This is a genomic window from Bradyrhizobium zhengyangense, from assembly GCF_022012435.1.
Lineage (GTDB): Bacteria > Pseudomonadota > Alphaproteobacteria > Rhizobiales > Xanthobacteraceae > Bradyrhizobium > Bradyrhizobium zhengyangense.
The window spans coordinates 410,059-426,538 of sequence record NZ_JAKLUA010000006.1 but is presented as its reverse complement, the minus strand read 5'-3'; the positions used below and the strand labels follow the sequence as shown (position 1 = coordinate 426,538).

At 64.2% G+C, this 16,480-nt stretch carries 16 protein-coding genes; 6 read left to right on the top strand and 10 right to left on the bottom strand.

Features of this window, described 5'->3' with window-relative positions:
* Window positions 1-94: 94 nt before the first annotated feature.
* The 3 genes from rlmN to L6637_RS21425 form a co-directional block, all read right to left on the bottom strand.
* A complete protein-coding gene (gene rlmN / locus L6637_RS21435) occupies window positions 95-1,297 on the bottom strand; it encodes a dual-specificity RNA methyltransferase RlmN (protein WP_237861148.1) in 1,203 nt (400 codons plus the stop codon).
* Window positions 1,298-1,466: 169 nt separating this feature from the next.
* A complete protein-coding gene (locus L6637_RS21430; protein WP_237861147.1) occupies window positions 1,467-2,114 on the bottom strand; it encodes an invasion associated locus B family protein in 648 nt (215 codons plus the stop codon).
* Window positions 2,115-2,228: 114 nt separating this feature from the next.
* Window positions 2,229-3,068: an SDR family oxidoreductase gene (locus L6637_RS21425; RefSeq protein WP_237861146.1), complete on the bottom strand. Its 840-nt coding sequence runs from the start codon at window positions 3,066-3,068 to the stop codon at window positions 2,229-2,231.
* 221 nt (window positions 3,069-3,289) lie between these two features.
* On the opposite strand from L6637_RS21425, the gene L6637_RS21420 reads away from it, so the two are divergent.
* A complete protein-coding gene (locus L6637_RS21420) occupies window positions 3,290-4,264 on the top strand; it encodes an NADPH:quinone oxidoreductase family protein (protein WP_237861145.1) in 975 nt (324 codons plus the stop codon).
* A 174-nt stretch (window positions 4,265-4,438) separates the two neighbouring features.
* Here L6637_RS21420 and L6637_RS21415 read toward each other — a convergent pair whose 3' ends face one another.
* Both L6637_RS21415 and L6637_RS21410 read right to left on the bottom strand, forming a co-directional pair.
* The gene (locus tag L6637_RS21415; protein ID WP_237861143.1) at window positions 4,439-4,831 is read right to left on the bottom strand and encodes a YkvA family protein; all 393 of its coding nucleotides are present in this window, start codon (window positions 4,829-4,831) and stop codon (window positions 4,439-4,441) included.
* Window positions 4,832-4,920: 89 nt separating this feature from the next.
* On the bottom strand, window positions 4,921-5,223 hold the full coding sequence (locus L6637_RS21410; protein WP_237861142.1) for a 4a-hydroxytetrahydrobiopterin dehydratase: 303 nt from the start codon (window positions 5,221-5,223) through the stop codon (window positions 4,921-4,923).
* A 150-nt stretch (window positions 5,224-5,373) separates the two neighbouring features.
* On the opposite strand from L6637_RS21410, the gene L6637_RS21405 reads away from it, so the two are divergent.
* Together L6637_RS21405 and L6637_RS21400 are read left to right on the top strand one after the other, a co-directional pair.
* Window positions 5,374-6,819, top strand: coding sequence for a TAXI family TRAP transporter solute-binding subunit (locus L6637_RS21405; protein ID WP_237861141.1), 1,446 nt, complete (start codon window positions 5,374-5,376; stop codon window positions 6,817-6,819).
* A 107-nt stretch (window positions 6,820-6,926) separates the two neighbouring features.
* Window positions 6,927-8,474, top strand: coding sequence for an alkaline phosphatase D family protein (locus L6637_RS21400; protein WP_237861140.1), 1,548 nt, complete (start codon window positions 6,927-6,929; stop codon window positions 8,472-8,474).
* A 7-nt stretch (window positions 8,475-8,481) separates the two neighbouring features.
* Here the strand turns inward: L6637_RS21400 and L6637_RS21395 are convergent, their stop codons facing one another.
* The gene (locus L6637_RS21395; RefSeq protein ID WP_237861139.1) at window positions 8,482-8,865 is read right to left on the bottom strand and encodes a response regulator; all 384 of its coding nucleotides are present in this window, start codon (window positions 8,863-8,865) and stop codon (window positions 8,482-8,484) included.
* A 187-nt stretch (window positions 8,866-9,052) separates the two neighbouring features.
* On the opposite strand from L6637_RS21395, the gene L6637_RS21390 reads away from it, so the two are divergent.
* The 3 genes from L6637_RS21390 (at window position 9,053) to L6637_RS21380 (ending at window position 13,285) form a co-directional block, all read left to right on the top strand.
* The gene (locus L6637_RS21390) at window positions 9,053-9,823 is read left to right on the top strand and encodes a Crp/Fnr family transcriptional regulator (RefSeq protein ID WP_237861138.1); all 771 of its coding nucleotides are present in this window, start codon (window positions 9,053-9,055) and stop codon (window positions 9,821-9,823) included.
* A 291-nt stretch (window positions 9,824-10,114) separates the two neighbouring features.
* The gene (typA, locus tag L6637_RS21385; RefSeq protein WP_128949018.1) at window positions 10,115-11,941 is read left to right on the top strand and encodes a translational GTPase TypA; all 1,827 of its coding nucleotides are present in this window, start codon (window positions 10,115-10,117) and stop codon (window positions 11,939-11,941) included.
* 99 nt (window positions 11,942-12,040) lie between these two features.
* A complete protein-coding gene (locus L6637_RS21380) occupies window positions 12,041-13,285 on the top strand; it encodes a flavin monoamine oxidase family protein (protein WP_237861137.1) in 1,245 nt (414 codons plus the stop codon).
* A gap of 92 nt (window positions 13,286-13,377) precedes the next feature.
* On the opposite strand, the gene L6637_RS21375 is transcribed toward L6637_RS21380, so the two are convergent.
* The 4 genes from L6637_RS21375 to L6637_RS21360 are packed head-to-tail and all read right to left on the bottom strand — an operon-like array spanning window position 13,378 to window position 16,476.
* Window positions 13,378-13,785, bottom strand: a complete 408-nt coding sequence (locus L6637_RS21375) for a thiol-disulfide oxidoreductase DCC family protein (RefSeq protein WP_237861136.1) — start codon at window positions 13,783-13,785, stop codon at window positions 13,378-13,380.
* Window positions 13,785-15,104 carry an SDR family oxidoreductase gene (locus L6637_RS21370; protein ID WP_237861135.1) on the bottom strand — a complete coding sequence of 440 codons (1,320 nt, stop codon included), beginning with the start codon at window positions 15,102-15,104 and terminating at the stop codon, window positions 13,785-13,787. Before L6637_RS21370 ends, L6637_RS21375 begins: the two co-directional genes overlap by 1 nt.
* A gap of 8 nt (window positions 15,105-15,112) precedes the next feature.
* Window positions 15,113-15,580, bottom strand: a complete 468-nt coding sequence (locus L6637_RS21365) for a DUF2269 family protein (protein WP_237861133.1) — start codon at window positions 15,578-15,580, stop codon at window positions 15,113-15,115.
* Window positions 15,577-16,476, bottom strand: a complete 900-nt coding sequence (locus L6637_RS21360; protein ID WP_237861132.1) for a dienelactone hydrolase family protein — start codon at window positions 16,474-16,476, stop codon at window positions 15,577-15,579. The genes L6637_RS21365 and L6637_RS21360 overlap by 4 nt, the downstream gene beginning before the upstream one ends.
* Window positions 16,477-16,480 lie beyond the last annotated feature (4 nt).

Below are 16,480 nucleotides of genomic sequence, written 5' to 3'. Positions count from 1 at the left end.
GCAGCGAAGCAATCCAGACTGCCGCCGCGGAAAGACTCTGGATTGCTTCGCTGCGCTCGCAATGACAGGGATGCGAGAGCGCGGACGGTCATCCTCAATCCGTCATCGCCATGGCGCGTAGCGCCTGGCGCTCGCGTGCCGAGAGCTTTTCCGTCTCCGACTTGAGCTGGCCGCAGGCGGCGAGGATATCGCGGCCGCGCGGGGTGCGCACCGGCGAGGAATAGCCGGCGTTGAAGATGTATTCGGAGAATTTTTCGATCTGGTCCCAGTCCGAGCATTCATAGGCCGTGCCGGGCCAGGGATTGAACGGGATCAGATTGATCTTGGCGTGAATGCCCTTGAGCAGCTTCACCAGCAGCTTTGCATCGTCGAGCGAATCGTTGACGCCCTTGAGCATCACGTATTCGAAGGTGATGCGGCGGGCGTTCGAGGCACCGGGATAGTCGCGGCAGGCCTGCAGCAATTCCTTGATCGGATATTTGCGGTTGAGCGGCACGAGCTCGTTGCGTAGCTCGTCGCGCACCGCATGCAGCGAGATCGCGAGCATGACGCCGATCTCCTCGCCGGCACGCACGATGTTCGGGACCACGCCGGAGGTCGACAGCGTGATGCGGCGGCGGGAAATGCCGATGCCCTCGTTGTCGCCGACGATCAAAAGCGCATCGCGCACCGCGTCGAAATTGTAGAGCGGCTCGCCCATCCCCATCATCACGATGTTGGTGACGCGGCGCGTGCCGTCCTCGCGGTCAGCCCAATCGTTCAGGCGATCGCGCGCGACCATGATCTGGCCGACGATCTCGCCGGCGGTGAGGTTGCGCACCAGGCGCTGCGTGCCGGTATGGCAGAACGAGCAGTTCAGCGTGCAGCCGACCTGCGAGGAGACGCAGAGCGTGCCGCGATCGGTCTCGGGGATGTAGACGCACTCGACTTCATGCGCCTTCTCGACATTGTCGCCGCTCGGCAGCCGCAGCAGCCATTTGCGGGTGCCGTCGTTGGAGATCTGCTCGGCCACGACTTCGGGTCGATCGACGGTGAAATGCTGGGCGAGTTCGGCGCGAATGCCCTTCGAGATCGAGGTCATGTCGTCGAAGCTCTGGGCGCCGCGGAAATAGAGCCAGTGCCAGAGCTGCTGCACGCGCATCTTGCGCTGCGCCGGTGCGACGCCGATCTCGCCGAGGCGATCGGCAAGCTCGGCGCGCGACAGCCCGATCAGCGACGGCTTGGCCGGCGGCACATAGGTTTCGAGCGGAGTCTTCTCCACCAGGATTGCGTCGCGCGGCTCGGTCGTCGGTTGCATTGAATAGGCCTGATGATGTTGTCGTTCCGGGGCGGCGCGAAGCGTCGAACCCGGAACCTCGAGATTCCGAGCTCGATGCTGCGCATCGTCCCGGAATGACGAAAGAAAATCTGGAACCGGCCTTATATAGCAACCGGGTCCGCCGATTGCGACCTTCCCGCCCGCAGCCTTAATGCCGGCAATCCTGCGCAATCTTGTCCAGGGCCTGGGCGAGACCCTTCAGCGAGAACGTATCGGTCGTCTCCGTGCCCTTGGCCGAGGTGCCCTTGACCACGAGATCGGCGGATTTGCGCATGGCTTCCACCATCCGCTCCTCTTCGGCCGCATTCTTGATCCAGAGGCCGTCGCCCTGCGTGTACATCGCGAAGGAGGCGCCGCCGACCTCGACCGTCGATTCCGAGCCCGGCTTCAGCGCGTAGCCGATCATGACAGACACTTCGTTGTTCACCTTCTCGGCCGGCCGGGTCGAGACAAAGGCATAGGCGGGATCGCGCGGCCGGTTCGGCGGATTTGTCTTCGACGAGGAGGGCTTTGCCAGCGCAAAGCAGACCTTCTTGCCATTGGGTGTCGCCGCATAGGCGCCCCAGGTGCCGAACTGGCCGATCAGCGTCGGCTCCGCGCCACCCGCAACGGCCGCGGCGGGGGTCGCCGGCTTGCTCTCGGGCTTGGCTGCCGTTTTGGTTGCCGTCTTGGCGGCCGTCGCGGCCGGCTTTGCCGCCGCCTTCGGCGCCGGTTGCGTCGTCTGGGCGCGCGCGGACTCACTCAATCCCCACGCCGCCACGCCAGTCATCAAAGCCAAAAAGAGCGCCCGCCACATGCTGGAGTGGTTCCCTCAATATTGTGACTGGAAGATGGCCCGGCGGCGATTTGTCCCCGTGCAGGGATAACCGGGAAAGTCCAGTTTGGGAAGGCAGTTAGCGGGCAATCACGGTTAGCTTTTCGACCGCGCGGCGCGCTGTTCCGCCCATTGCGCATCAGTCAATCGCAACAGATCCTCGGCGCCGGAACTGCGCAAATGCGCGCCGCCGTCGATCACCACCATCTCGCCGTTGATATATCCGGCACGGTCCGAGACCAGGAAGCTGGCGAGGTCGGCAAGCTCGCTGTGCTCGCCGACGCGTCCCAACGGGTTGCGGGTGGTCCAGCCTTCGTCCCGGCCCTCGGGTCGCAGTTGCCCCGATGCGCCGGCGGTGGGGAACGGCCCCGGCGCGATCGCGACGGTGCGGATGCCCTTCGGGCCCCACTCCACCGCGAGACTCCTGGTCATCGCCAGCACCGCCGATTTCGCCATGGCCGAGGGAACCGTGAAGGCGCGGCCGGTGATGGTCGAGGTCGAGAGGATCGATAGCACGACACCCTTGTGCCTGCCCTCGATCCAGCGCTTGCCGGCAGCGAGCGTGCAGTACATCGCGCCATGCAGCGTCGGCGCCAGGATCGCATCGGCGGCGCGGAACGACAGATGCTCACTTTGCGCGATGAAGGTCGCGGCAGCGTTGTTGACGAGAATATCGAGTGGCGCTTCGCGCCAGATCGCATCCATCATCGCATCGACCGCGGCACCATCGCGAACATCGCATGCTGATGTCGTAACCTTCCCGCCAGTCTCCTTGCGCATCTCAGCTGCGGTCGTTTCGAGACGGTCGAGCTTGCGGCCGCAGATCACGAGTTCGGCGCCGAGCGCGAGGAAGCGGCGTCCCATCGCAGCGCCAAGGCCCGAGCCGCCGCCAGTGACGAGGATGCGCTTGCCCCTAAGCAGACCTGTTTCAAACATCGTTTGAATCCCTTTCTCCGCGGGTTTCGTCATTGCGAGCGCAGCGAAGCAATCAAGACTATTTCCGCGGCACGGACTCCGGATTGCTTCGCTGCGCTCGCAATGACGCGAGGATAGGACGTCGCGCCATCCGAGACAAAGAATCCGGATTGTCCGGTTGCATTAAATCCGGCAGAAACGGCCCAACATTCATTCCACCCCGAACGCCCCAAGGTGTCGCCATGAAAGCCATCCTCTGCTCGCAATATTGCCAGCCCGACGATCTCGTGCTCGCCGATGTGCCGGATCCGGTGGCTGGTCCCGGCGAAGCCGTGATCGCGATCAAGGCAGCGGCGCTTAACTTCTTCGACATCCTGATGATCCAGGGCAAGTACCAGATCAAGCCGCCGTTCCCGTTCTCGCCGGCCGCCGAAGTTGCCGGCGTGATCGAGAGCATCGGCCCCGGCGTCACCGATCTGAAGGTCGGCGATCGCGTGGTCGCCTCCTGCGGTCATAACGGCGCGCGCGAAAAGATCGCGCTGCCGGCGGCAGGGATCGTGAAGATTCCCGACAATCTCGATTACGACCGCGCGGCCGGCATCATCATCATCTACGGCACGGCGCTGCATGCGCTGGAAGACCGCGCGAGCCCGAAGCCGGGTGAGACCCTCGCAGTGTTGGGCGCGGCCGGCGGCACCGGTCTTGCCGCATGCGAGCTCGGCAAGCTGATGGGCCTGAAGGTGATCGCCTGCGCCTCGTCCGAGGAGAAGCTCGAATTCGCCAAAGCGCACGGTGCCGAGCTGACGCTGAACTACGCCAAGGAAGATCTCAAGGAAGGTTTGCGCAAGCTCACCGGCGGCAAGGGCGTCGACATCATCTTCGATCCGGTGGGCGGCGCGTATGCCGAACAGGCATTGCGCTCGATCGCCTGGGAAGGACGCTTCCTCGTCATCGGCTTTGCGGCCGGCGACATTCCGAAGATGCCGCTGAACCTCGCGCTGCTGAAGGGCTGCGATATCCGCGGCGTGTTCTGGGGCGCATGGACCCGGCAGAATCCGGAAAAGAACCGCGCCAATCTCGAGAAGCTGGTGAAGTGGACGGCGGAAGGCAAGATCTCATCGCATGTCGACCGCACCTTCCCGCTGGCCCAGACCGCCGACGCACTGAAGGTGCTGGCGGGACGGCAGGCCATGGGCAAGGTGATCCTGCATCCGTGAGGATGTGAGGCGGAGGCGCGTTTGGCGCGATGCGCGCCACACCCACAATTGTCGTCGCCCGGCTTGACCGGGCGACCCAGTACTCCGAGACGCCAGTGATTGAATCGAGAAACCGCGGCGTACTGGATTCCCCGCCTTCGCGGGGAATGACAGCGGGACAAATGGCAATAGCCGTTACGCCGCTTCCGCCTTCTCCTCCGCCTCATCCACGCCGCGCTTCAGCGCCGCACGCGCGGCTTCGCGATGCTCTGATGTGATGTGGCTGGCGACCATGCGGATGGCGGTGGCCAGAATGGCGGCGTCATCGGTGAAGCCGAGCACCGGCATCACGTCCGGAATGAAGTCGAACGGCAGGATGAAATAGGCGATCGCGCCCAGCAGCGACGCCTGGACATGGCGCGGGGTCTGGCGGTCGAACGCGCAGTAATAGGCGGCGAGCAGATCTTCCGTGAACGGCAGATGCGCAGCGACGCGCTTCAGCTTGCGCCAGAAGCGGCGGCGCACGCTTTCACGATCTTCCGCGAGCCGATCGGCCGGCTCGAAGCCGACGCTGTGTTCGGCAGCCATCTCTCAAAACTCCCGCTTAGGGCGGCGCGACCGAAGGCCGCATCCGGTGACGATCACAAGATGGGGATGCGGCCCGGACCCGCAAGACGTCAGCCCTGCGTCAGCTTGGCAATTGCGTTCATCGTGGTGGCAAGCTCGATGTCGAGCTTGGTGACACCGCCGGCATCATGGGTCGACAGCACCACCTCCACCGTCTTGTAGACATTGCGCCATTCCGGGTGGTGATCCATTTTCTCGGCGACCAGCGCCGCCCGGGTCATGAAGCCGAAGGCCTCGTTGAAATCCCTGAAGACAAAGGTCTTCCCGATCCCTTTGCCGTCCTGGACCTCGGCCCAGCCGGGGAGGGTGCCCAGCGCCTGCTTGCGTGCGTCCGCCGATAGACGTTCTGCCATGATGACCTCCATTTCAGGGGAACTTTACCCTAACACCGTGCTTACGTCGGGGTTCACCCTCGGGTTTGGCCGATCCGCTAACCATGACGGAGATGTAACCCCGGCGGACAAGAAATTTGCTACAATTGCGGGCGTAAATCGCTGGCCAAGATGAAGCTGAGCCTGAAGCGCCTGTTTGGGAGATCGATGACCGGGGATTCAAACCTGGCCGAAGCGCCCCCTCCGCCTTCGCCGCGATCCGCGGCGCGGAAGACAGCGCTCGTGTCTCTGGCGCTGGTGCTCGCCATCGTCGGTGCGCTCGCCGGCGGCTATTATTTCGCAATGCGACCGGTGACCTTGAAGATCGCGGTCGGTCCCGCCAACAGCGACGACGTCAAGGTGGTGCAGGCGCTGACGCAGGCCTTCGCGCAGAGCAAAGGTTTTGTGCGGCTGCGCCCGGTCCAGACCGACGGCGCCACCGCCAGTGCGGACCAGCTCGCCGAAAGCAAGGTCGATCTTGCCATCGTGCGCGGCGATCTCGATGTGCCCAAGAACGCGCAAGCCGTCGCAACGCTGCGCAAGAACGTCGTGGTGCTGTGGTCGGTGCCCGGCAAGGGCAAGAAGAAGGGCGCGAAGATCACCAAGATCTCGCAGCTCGCCGGTCACCGCGTCGGCGTGGTCGGCCGCACGGCGGCCAACGTCAATCTGCTCAAGGTGATCCTGCAGCAATACGGCGTCGATCCTGCCAAGGTCGAGATCGTGCAATTCCCGGCGAGCGAAGTCGCCGAGGCGATCAAGGCGCAGAAGGCGGACGTCTATCTCGCGGCCGGCCCCGTCAACAGCAAGATCACAGCGGATGCGATCGCCGCCTCCGCCAAGGACGGCGGCTCGCCGACCTTCCTCGCGATCGATTCGGCGGACGCCATCGCGCAGAACCATCCGGTCTATGAAGCCTCGGAAATTCCCGCCGGCACCTATGGCGGCTCACCCGATCGCCCCGAGGACGAGGTCAAGACCATCAGCTTCTCGCACCACGTGGTGGCGCGCAAAGGCCTGTCCGAAACCACGGTTGCGGCCTTCACCCGGCAGCTCTTCGCCGTGCGCCAGCAATTGCTGACCGACTTCCCGCAGGCCGCGAAGATCGAGACGCCCGACACCGACAAGGACGCGGTGATCCCCGTGCATCCGGGCGCCGCCGCCTTCGTCGACGGCGAGGAGAAGACCTTCCTCGACAAATACAGCGATTACATCTGGTGGAGCCTGATGGCGCTTTCGGCGACGGGCTCGCTCGGCGCCTGGTTCGCGGGCTATCTGAAGAAGGACGAGCGCGACAACAACAGTCACTTACGCGAACGTCTGCTCGACATGCTCACCGCGGCCCGCAAGAGCGAGACGATCGACGAACTTGACCAGATGCAGGCCGAGGCCGACGGGATCCTGCGCGACACCTTGCGCTGCTACGATCACGGCGCCATCGAGGAGGGCGCACTCGCCGCCTTCAATATCGCGCTCGACCAATTCCACGCCGCGGTCGCCGATCGCAAAGCCGTGTTGTCCAGCCTGCCGCAGAACCTGCAACGCGCGGGTGCGCAATTCCGGGCCGCCGGCAACGCATAAGCGGCTTGCGCGCGTAATTGTCGCGTCACATTGTCTCAATATAGCCTCTGACTTCATCCACGTGACCGCCGCCTCGGCGGGCGCCGCGCGATATCGAGAGCATCGCCATGAAGATCAAATTCTCCCGTCGCAAATTTCTCACCACCAGCGCCGGTGCGCTTGGCGCGATCGCGATGCCGCATCTGTCGCGCGCGGCCGACCGGCCCGCGGTCACCCATGGCGTGCAGTCCGGCGACGTCACCCTCGACGGCGGCGTGATCTGGGCACGGTCCGATCGGCCCTCGCAGATGCTGGTCGAGGTGGCGACGACTGATACCTTCAAGGACGCCCGCGCGCTGCCGCCGATCGCGGCGCTGCCCGAGAGCGACTTCACCGCGAAGATGCTGGTGGACAATCTACCCGGCGGACAGGACATCTTCTACCGCGTCCGTTTCCGCGACCTCTCCCACACTGCGATCGAGGGCGAGCCGGTGGTCGGCCGCTTCCGCACCGCGCCGGCCGACCGCCGCGACGTCAGCTTCGTCTGGGGTGGCGACGTTGCCGGCCAGGGCTGGGGCATCAATCCCGATGACGGCGGCATGCTCACCTTCTCGGCGATGCACAAGCACCGCCCGGACTTCTTCCTGCATTCCGGCGATACGATCTATGCCGACGGCGTGATCCCCTCCGAGGTCAAGCTTGCCGACGGCAAGACCTGGAAGAACGTCACCATCCCCGAGAAGGCCAAGGTCGCGGAGACGCTGGACGAGTTCCGTGCCGCGCACAAATACAATTTCACCGACGACAATGTCCGCGCCTTCAATGCCGCAGTCCCGATCTTCGTGCAGTGGGACGATCACGAAGTGACCAACAACTGGTCGCTGTCGAAGGACTTGCCGTCGACTTACAAGGTGCGTGACATCTCGCTGCTCGCCGCGCGCGCCGGCCGCGCCTTCCACGAAATGTATCCGATGCGCGAGAGCATCGTTGAGCCGGGCCGGGTCTATCGCAAGATCTCCTACGGTCCGCATCTCGACGTGTTCGTGCTCGACGAGCGCAGCTATCGCGGCCCGAACGGCGCCAATCTCGAGACCGAGTACGGTCCGGCCAGCTATTTCCTCGGGCCGGAGCAAATGGCTTGGCTGAAGCGCGGCCTGCTCAACTCGCGCGCGACATGGAAGGTGATCGCCTCCGACATGCCGCTCAGCATCCTCGTTTACGACGATGCGGCGAACAAGAAGGGGTCGGAAGCTTTCGCGCAGGGCGACGGCCCGGTGCGCGGGAGAGAGTTCGAGATCGCCGACATCCTGCGCTTCATCAAGATGGCGCCGATCAAAAATACGGTCTGGCTGACCGCCGACGTGCATTACGCCGCCGCGCACTATTACAATCCGGACAAGGCGCAGTTCCAGGAGTTCGAGCCGTTCTGGGAATTCGTGTCGGGTCCGCTACATGCGGGAACGTTCGGGCCTGGCGAGATGGACAACACGTTTGGACCCGAGGTGCGCTTCGTCAAGGCGCCCGGTCTCGACAGGCAGAACCTGCCGCCATCCGCCGGCATGCAGTTCTTCGGTCACGTCAAGATCGACGGCGCCTCCGGCCAGATGACAGTCACGTTGCGCGACCGCGCCGACGTCGCGCTGTGGTCGACCACGCTCGATCCGAAGCTCGCCTGAAGCTGATTTAGCTGCCGCGGGCCTGTAACGCCGCCTCCAGCGCATCGCTGGAGCACGGCTTTTGCAGTCGCGGACGCGCAGCGAACTGCGCGGGAATGCTTGTCTCGGCGCCGTAGCCGGTGACGAAGACGAATGGAATGTCCAGCGCGGCGAGCCGCTCGGCGATCGCAAAGCTCTTCTCGCGGATCAGCTCGACATCAAGCAGTGCGAAATCGGGCGCGCGCCTTGCGATTGCATCGAGCGCCTGCGCGACCGAGCCCACGGTGCGCACGCTTGTCACGCCGAATCCGAGCAGGCGATCCTCGAAATCGATCGCGATGATCGGATCGTCCTCGACGATCAGCACATCAGCGGGGGTGTCGGCCGCGCCGGCCGGGGTAACAGGTATCATGATCCTGGCTATCGAGGGCTGCATTTTTCTACCGATCTGGACAGCCTCTGGCCGACGCCTGCGCCCAGCGCATCGGAGGGTTCCCGGAACGAAACTCACCACAGAACAGTTTTGACGTCTGTCCACATGTGCACACAGGCCGTGGACGGAGATCGCTAGTGTGGAGAGGAGGACGGGGGATTTCACGATGGATGCACGCATCAGCAAGACGAGCGAGATCGACAGCCGCCCAGCCAACAATCTGCTGCGGCGCTTGAATGCGGCGGACTATGCGCTGCTCGCACCACATGTCACCGTTGACGAGGTCGGCCCGAACCATCTGCTCTACAGCCCGGGCGACGATGTCCAGGTCGTGCACTTTCCGTGCGGACCATCGCTCGCGACGTTCCTCGTTCCGAACGAGGACGGCCGCGACGTCGAGACCATTTTGGTCGGCCGCGAAGGCGCCGTCGGCGGCATCGTCAGCGAAGGATTTCTGCCGGCCTATACCCGCATCTGCGTGAAATTCGGCGGACCATTCGCACGTGTTCACGTCGGCAAGATCGAGGCGGCCAAGGCGCGCTCGCCGTCGCTGCGCAACATCTTTGCCCGCTACGCCGACTGCATGCTGGCACAGATCTTCCAGTCGACCGCCTGCAACGCGATCCACTCGATCGAGCAGCGCACGGCGAAATGGATCGTGGCGGCGATGGAGCGAACCGGCGACGAGCACAGCGTGCCGTTGACACATGAGCAGCTCGCCACATTGCTCGGCGTCGGCCGAAGCTATGCCAGCCGCGTGCTGCAATCGTTCAAGGCCGAAGGCGTGCTCGACACGCGGCGCGGCGCGATCCTGGTCCGCAATCATGATGGCCTGCGCCTGCGCGCCTGCCTCTGCAACGATGCCGTGAAGCTGCACTTCGAGGAGGTGCTGCGCGGCGTCTATCCGACCGAGGAGCCGGAGAGCCGCGCAAGCTGATCGGGACGGCCGGCTCGCGGACAAGGGCCGGTTTGGCCCGGGATACCCCTAAGCCCCGGGGATTCCCGGGCAAAATTCAATCAACCAACCCTGAAAGAACGCATTGTTTTTTGGCGTTTTTTGCCTATATTGCGGCGCAAACGCATAGGCTACCCGGTCGATATGGCCGGGTTTCCTTTTTGGGCGTAGCAGGCCCCGTTTTCCACGTTTCCAGCGTTGTCCGTGAACAGGTCCCGGCTTGACCGGCGAGATCGCGCTTAACCCATTGTCCGACCGCAAAGAAGCTCACTCATGAATCTCCGCAACGTCGCCATCATCGCCCACGTCGACCACGGCAAGACGACCCTCGTCGACAAGCTCCTCCAGCAGTCCGGCACGTTCCGCGAGAACCAGAAGGTGACGGATCGCGCCATGGACTCCAACGATCTGGAGCGCGAGCGCGGCATCACCATTCTGGCCAAGGCGGCCTCGGTGCAGTGGAAAGACACCCGCATCAACATCGTCGACACGCCAGGCCACGCCGATTTCGGCGGTGAGGTCGAGCGCATCCTGAACATGGTGGACGGCGCCCTGGTGCTGGTCGACGCCGCCGAAGGCCCGCTGCCGCAGACCAAGTTCGTGGTCTCCAAGGCGCTCAAGGTCGGCCTCAAGCCGATCGTCGTCATCAACAAGGTCGACCGTCCCGACGCACGTCCGACCGAAGTCATCAACGAGGTGTTCGACCTGTTCGCGGCGCTCGACGCCAGCGAGGAGCAGCTCGACTTCCCCATTCTTTATGGATCAGCCAAGCAGGGCTGGATGGCCGAGAGCCCCGAGGGTCCGCAGGACAAGGGCATGGAGCCGCTGTTCGACCTGGTGCTGCGCCACGTCGCGCCGCCCAAGGTCGAGGAAGGTCCGTTCCGCATGATCGGCACCATCCTCGAGGCCAACCCCTATCTCGGCCGCATCATCACCGGCCGCATCTCGTCGGGCGTGCTCAAGCCGAACCAGCAGGTGAAGGTGCTGCATGCCGACGGCAAGCTGGTCGAAACCGGGCGCATCACCAAGATCCTTGCCTTCCGCGGCCTCGAGCGCACGCCGCTCGAGGAAGCCGAAGCCGGCGACATCGTCGCGATTGCGGGCCTCACCAAGGGCACCGTCGCCGACACCTTCTGCGATCCGACCGTCGAGGTGCCGCTGCCGGCCCAGCCGATCGATCCGCCGACCGTGTCGATGTCGTTCATCGTCAACAACTCGCCACTCGCCGGCACCGAAGGCGACAAGGTGACGAGCCGCATGATCCGCGATCGTCTGCTCCGCGAAGCCGAGGGCAACGTTGCGCTGCGCGTCGTCGAGGCCGCCGACAAGGATGCGATGGAAGTCTCCGGCCGCGGCGAATTGCAGCTGGCGATCCTGATCGAGACCATGCGCCGCGAGGGTTTTGAGCTCTCGGTGTCGCGCCCGCGCGTCGTGTTCCAGAAGGACGAAGCCACCGGCGGCGCCTTGGAGCCGATCGAGGAGGTCGTGATCGACGTCGACGAGGAGCATTCCGGCGTCGTCGTGCAGAAGATGAGCGAGCGCAAGTCCGAGCTGGTCGAGATGAAGCCCTCGGGCGGCAACCGCCTGCGGCTGGTGTTCTACGCGCCGACCCGCGGCCTGATCGGCTACCAGGGCGAACTGCTCACCGACACCCGCGGCACCGCGATCATGAACCGCCTGTTCCACGGCTATGCCCCGTACAAGGGCGAGATCCAGGGCCGCCGCAACGGCGTCCTGATCTCCAACGACCAGGGCGAAGCGGTGGCCTACGCCATGTTCAAGCTGGAAGACCGCGGCCCGATGATGATCGAGCCCGGCTGGAAGGTCTACAAGGGCATGATCGTCGGCGAGCACACCCGCGACAACGATCTCGAGATCAACGTGCTCAAGGGCAAGCAGCTCACCAACATCCGCACGACCTCGAAGGACGAAGCCGTGCGCCTGACCCCGCCGATCCGTATGACTCTCGAAAAGGCGCTCGCCTATATCGAGGACGACGAGCTCGTCGAGGTCACCCCGAAGTCGATCCGCCTGCGCAAGAAGCACCTCGACCCCAACGAGCGCAAGCGCGCGGAAAAGGCCAAGGAAGCGGTGGCGTAAGCCGGCGAATAGGGAATGGCGAGTAGCGAATAGGGGCCTTTGGCCCTGACGACGGTTTACTGTACCCTACACGCCATTCGCCACTCACTATTCGCGCTCATGTCCCTCCCCTCCTCCGTCGACGTCGCGATCATCGGGGCCGGTGCCGCCGGCCTCGGCGCGGCGCATGCGCTGGGAGACTCTGGCCTCTCGGTGATCGTGCTGGAGGCGCGCAACCGGCTCGGCGGCCGCGCCTGGACGGTGCAGGCCTCACCTGAGGTGACCTTCGACGTCGGGTGCGGCTGGCTGCATTCTGCCGACAAGAATTCCTTCGTGCCGATCGCGCGGCAACTCAACTTCGAGCTCAACAAGGACCTGCCGCCCTGGCGCGAGCGCGCCTATGGCAATGCCTTTCCGCAAGCCGAGCGCGACGATTTCATGCGCGCGATGGACGCCTTCTATGACCGGCTGTGGCAGGCCGCGCAGAAGGGCAAGGACGAGCCCGCGAGCCTGAGCCTCGAGCCCGGCAATCGCTGGAACCCGATGATCGACGCGATCTCGACCTACATCAACGGCTGCGAGCTCAAGGACATGTCGACGCTCGACTGGGACGCCTATGAGGACAGCGAGCTCAACTGGCGCGTCCGCCGCGGCTATGGTGCGCTGATCGCGGCCTATGGCGCGCCCTGCCCTGTGGCGCTGAACTGCAACGTCACGCTGATCGATCATTCCGGCAAGCGTGTCCTCATCGAGACATCGCTGGGCACGCTGACCGCAGACAAGGTGATCGTCACCGTACCGACCAATCTGATCGCGGATGAGGCGATCCGCTTCTCGCCAGCGTTGCCAACCAAGGTCGATGCCGCAGCCGGCCTTCCGCTCGGCGTCGACGACAAGGTGACGCTCGCGCTCGACGGCGCCGAGGCCTTCCCTAGGGAAGGAAATCTGCGCGGCGCCACCATGCGCACCGAGATGGGCACCTATCACATCCGCCCGTTCGGCCAGCCCTGCATCGAAGGTTTTTTCGGCGGCAGCTTCGCCCGCACGCTGGAAGAGGCCGGCGAAGGCGCCATCGCCGCACACAGCATCGACGAGATATCAGGCTTCCTCGGCAACGACATCCGCCGCAAGCTGAAGCCGTTATACGAGTCGCGCTGGGGGCACGATTCGTTTGCGCGAGGCTCCTATTCGCACGCGCTGCCGGGGCATGCCGGCGATCGCGCCGTGCTGGCCGCACCGGTGGATGGGCGGCTGTTCTTCGCGGGAGAAGCGACGTCGCCGAATTTCTTCACGACGGCGCATGGGGCTCGGGATAGTGGGGAGCGGGCGGCGAAGGAAGTGCTTGCGGCAATTGGAGAGCCGTAACCGCACACTCCGTCATTGCGAGCGCAGCGAAGCAATCCAGACTGCCGCTGCAGAAAGATTCTGGATTGCTTCGCTGCGCTCGCAATGACGAGTCACTCAATCACCCGCGCCCGCAAATCGGCATCCGGCACGAAGCACGCATCGTACTTCCCAAAGATGCGATAGCGATTTTTCGCGACCAAGCTGTAAACCGGATCGCGCAGCGGCTTCGGCACGGCGAGCAGAACGCGCACCCAGCCCCAGCCGGGGAGATGCGACAACACCGTCAGTGCGGCATCTGACTTGAGAAATGCTTCGCCGCCATGGACGACGGCATTTGTATCAGGATCGTCAGGATCGATGCCGAACGTGCGCGCAAGTTTCGCGCCATAGTCCGACTGGATTGGCGTGAAGCGAAACCGCTTCGCGGTGTCGCGCTCTGCGACGAACCTCACCCAGCGCGAACAGAAGATGCAGACGCCGTCGAACAGGATCACATCATCGTCAGGCCATTTGGGCATTAGCGGTTATCCAGTATCAGAAGCGCAACCAGCATCAGCACGATCGCCGGCCCTGTCTTGACCAGCGCGCCGAGCGGCTCGATCCAGAGATCAGGCGTCAGGATCGCCGCGCCGAACATGTAGCCGAGCGAGGCGATGATGCCTGCCACCAGGCCAAACGCAGCGGTGCGGCGGAAGGCGATTAGCACACCGATGCTCATATCCATCAGGCTGGTGCCGATGGTGACCGGATCGACCAGCGCCGGCGGAAAATTGTGCGCCGTCAAAATGCCGGCGGCGGCGCGGTAGGACACGAACAAGGCGATGAAGCCGGAGACGAGCCAGAACACCACCAGGCTCGCAAAGATCAGCGCCTTGATCAGGAACAACCGCGCGAACCAGACGTCCTGGATGGTGGCGGGATGGCGCCCGATCGTATCCATTAGCGTCTTCGGCGCGATGCCGGTCGCGGCGATCCATGCGGAGGGATCACCTCGCACGCCGCGCCGAAGCTCGGCGATGGCCGTGGAGCGCATCGGCGGCATCCAGCCGAGCGTGTTGGCGAGATCGCCAAGTCTTGCGCCGAGATCGAGCATGAAGGACGGCATCGCGATACCAGGCCATCCGGCCGTGCCGAATGCGAGCCGGAACTGCTTGATGACGCCGGCCATCGTAACAGGCTCGGATTGCATGAGGTCCCAGCTCACCGCCTTCACCGAGGCATCGTCGATCTCGCGCGCCGCGAGCCAGGCGATGGTAGCGGCGATATCCTCGACCGCAACCGGCTGGAACGGCGTTGCCATCACCTTGACAGGGAGATTGATCGGGAAGGCAGCGAGCGCACGCAGCATGGCGCTGCCGCCATAGGCTGACGGCGCGACCACGAAGCCGGGCCGCAGGATGGCGTGGGGAATGCCGGAGGCTTCGATCAGCCGCTCGGCCTCGCGCTTGGTCGTGGCGAAGGCGGTGCGATCGGCTTCAGCGGTGCCGGGAATCGAGATGTGGACGAGACGGATCGCACGACCGCTATCGGCAATGGCCTGAAGCAAGCGCGCGACAAAATCGCGATGCACGGCATTGGTGTCGCTGCCCGGACCATCCTGGAGCACGCCGAGGCAGTTCACGACAACATCTACTTCGTGCTCGCTCAGCAGACGTGTCAGCGCTGCCACATCGAGCGACATGATCGGCAGCTCAAGATCGAGCGCGCTCATCGTCTGCGCCGGCGACAGGCTTCGCGCGAGACCGACCACGCGAAAGCCTCGTGTGCGCAGATCGTCTGTCACGAAGCGGCCGATCAGGCCGGAGGCGCCGAGCACCAAAATGGTTCGCTGGTTCATCGGATTCCTCAGAACGGCTTTGCGATCATGAGCCAGAGGATTGCCATCGTCGCACCGAAGCCGGGAAAGCCAAACGCGAACCAGCGGCGAAACAGAACGAAGTAACGTTCCGGGAGCGCGGCGTGCTGCTCGGCCGCCTTGCGCGCGAGATCGCGCATCTCGATCTGCATGAAGACGACAGGGACCCAGAACAGGCCTGCGATCGCATAGAGCACGAGCGAGGCGAGGATCCAGCGCTCCATGATCGACGTGGACGAGAGCATCATCAGCAGGCCGCCCGTGACCGGTTGCAGGATGACAGCCGACAGAGTGAAGATCGCATCCGCGATCACCACCACCGACGCCGTGCGCGCGATGAATTCAGCGTTGTCAGTGCGATGCGCCATCAGCATGAAGAAGGCGATGCCGGTTCCGGTGCCGAGGATAGTGATGGCGCCAAGCACGTGCAGATACTTGATCAGGAAATACAATGTCATGGCTTCTTGGTCGCCACCGGCTTTGGCAGGTTCAGCGCACGCGCGAGCTCACTGCTTGCGGCCTGGACGCCGGCCTCGGTCTCGATCATCCAGTGGCCCTCGCTGCCCACGGCGGGCAACGCGCGAAACTCGACTCTGCCGCCAGCGCCGTGAAATGCATCCGTCAACTGACGAGAGAACGTCGGGGTGAAATAACTATCGTTCGCGGCGACGATCCATGTGACCGGAACGCGCGCGGCCTTACCGAACTCAGCGGCAGCGGCGACAAGCGTGTGCGGTGCGCAGACCTTGTTCGATTCGTCATTGGCGTGACCGCCGCGCCCCGGTGCAAAAGCGACAATCGCGGCAATCGCTTTCGGATCGGCATTCGCAAGCGCCAGCGCACCCCAGCCGCCCGCGGAATGCCCGATCACGACCGCGGCATCCCTGCGAATGAAATCCTGCTTCTGCAGATAGTCCAGCGCGAGCGAAATTTCCTCTGCAGTGGCACGACCGGCGCGCGCGTAATCCGCTTCGTCGCAGCCGCCCTGGTCTTCGACATAGCGACCACCGGTCGAGCCATGGCCGAGCCGCTCCGGCACCAGCACGGCAAAGCCACGCGCGACGAGAAAGGCTGCGAGTGCGCGATATTCCGGCTGCGGCATTTGTGCGCGACGTAGCACGTTTTGCGTCGAGGCATGTGCGATCACCGCAAGCCGGAACGGACCGGCGCCCGAGGGGCGAAACAAGAGCGCGCGCGCAGCAATATCGGTATCCGGCGACGGCACGCGCCACTCTTGTCGGCGAAACGGCTCGCCTTCCGGTCCGAATGCCCCGAACGTGACCTGCGCGCACACAGGCGATGCAGTCAGCAGAACCAGCAGAGGCAAGCGTGCAAGGCGTTCGAACAGTCGCATGAGT

What these genes read in the sequence shown, in the direction of transcription:
- L6637_RS21410 (WP_237861142.1), bottom strand. Translation starts at nt 5,223, where the DNA reads ATGGCAGAACGTCTATCGGCGGACGCACGCAAGCAGGCGCTGGGCACC.
- L6637_RS21405 (WP_237861141.1), top strand. Translation starts at nt 5,374, where the DNA reads ATGAAGCTGAGCCTGAAGCGCCTGTTTGGGAGATCGATGACCGGGGAT.
- L6637_RS21370 (WP_237861135.1), bottom strand. Translation starts at nt 15,104, where the DNA reads ATGAACCAGCGAACCATTTTGGTGCTCGGCGCCTCCGGCCTGATCGGC.
- L6637_RS21400 (WP_237861140.1), top strand. Translation starts at nt 6,927, where the DNA reads ATGAAGATCAAATTCTCCCGTCGCAAATTTCTCACCACCAGCGCCGGT.
- L6637_RS21425 (WP_237861146.1), bottom strand. Translation starts at nt 3,068, where the DNA reads ATGTTTGAAACAGGTCTGCTTAGGGGCAAGCGCATCCTCGTCACTGGC.
- L6637_RS21380 (WP_237861137.1), top strand. Translation starts at nt 12,041, where the DNA reads ATGTCCCTCCCCTCCTCCGTCGACGTCGCGATCATCGGGGCCGGTGCC.
- L6637_RS21430 (WP_237861147.1), bottom strand. Translation starts at nt 2,114, where the DNA reads ATGTGGCGGGCGCTCTTTTTGGCTTTGATGACTGGCGTGGCGGCGTGG.
- L6637_RS21360 (WP_237861132.1), bottom strand. Translation starts at nt 16,476, where the DNA reads ATGCGACTGTTCGAACGCCTTGCACGCTTGCCTCTGCTGGTTCTGCTG.
- L6637_RS21375 (WP_237861136.1), bottom strand. Translation starts at nt 13,785, where the DNA reads ATGCCCAAATGGCCTGACGATGATGTGATCCTGTTCGACGGCGTCTGC.
- L6637_RS21420 (WP_237861145.1), top strand. Translation starts at nt 3,290, where the DNA reads ATGAAAGCCATCCTCTGCTCGCAATATTGCCAGCCCGACGATCTCGTG.
- rlmN (WP_237861148.1), bottom strand. Translation starts at nt 1,297, where the DNA reads ATGCAACCGACGACCGAGCCGCGCGACGCAATCCTGGTGGAGAAGACT.
- typA (WP_128949018.1), top strand. Translation starts at nt 10,115, where the DNA reads ATGAATCTCCGCAACGTCGCCATCATCGCCCACGTCGACCACGGCAAG.
- L6637_RS21415 (WP_237861143.1), bottom strand. Translation starts at nt 4,831, where the DNA reads ATGGCTGCCGAACACAGCGTCGGCTTCGAGCCGGCCGATCGGCTCGCG.
- L6637_RS21390 (WP_237861138.1), top strand. Translation starts at nt 9,053, where the DNA reads ATGGATGCACGCATCAGCAAGACGAGCGAGATCGACAGCCGCCCAGCC.
- L6637_RS21395 (WP_237861139.1), bottom strand. Translation starts at nt 8,865, where the DNA reads ATGATACCTGTTACCCCGGCCGGCGCGGCCGACACCCCCGCTGATGTG.
- L6637_RS21365 (WP_237861133.1), bottom strand. Translation starts at nt 15,580, where the DNA reads ATGACATTGTATTTCCTGATCAAGTATCTGCACGTGCTTGGCGCCATC.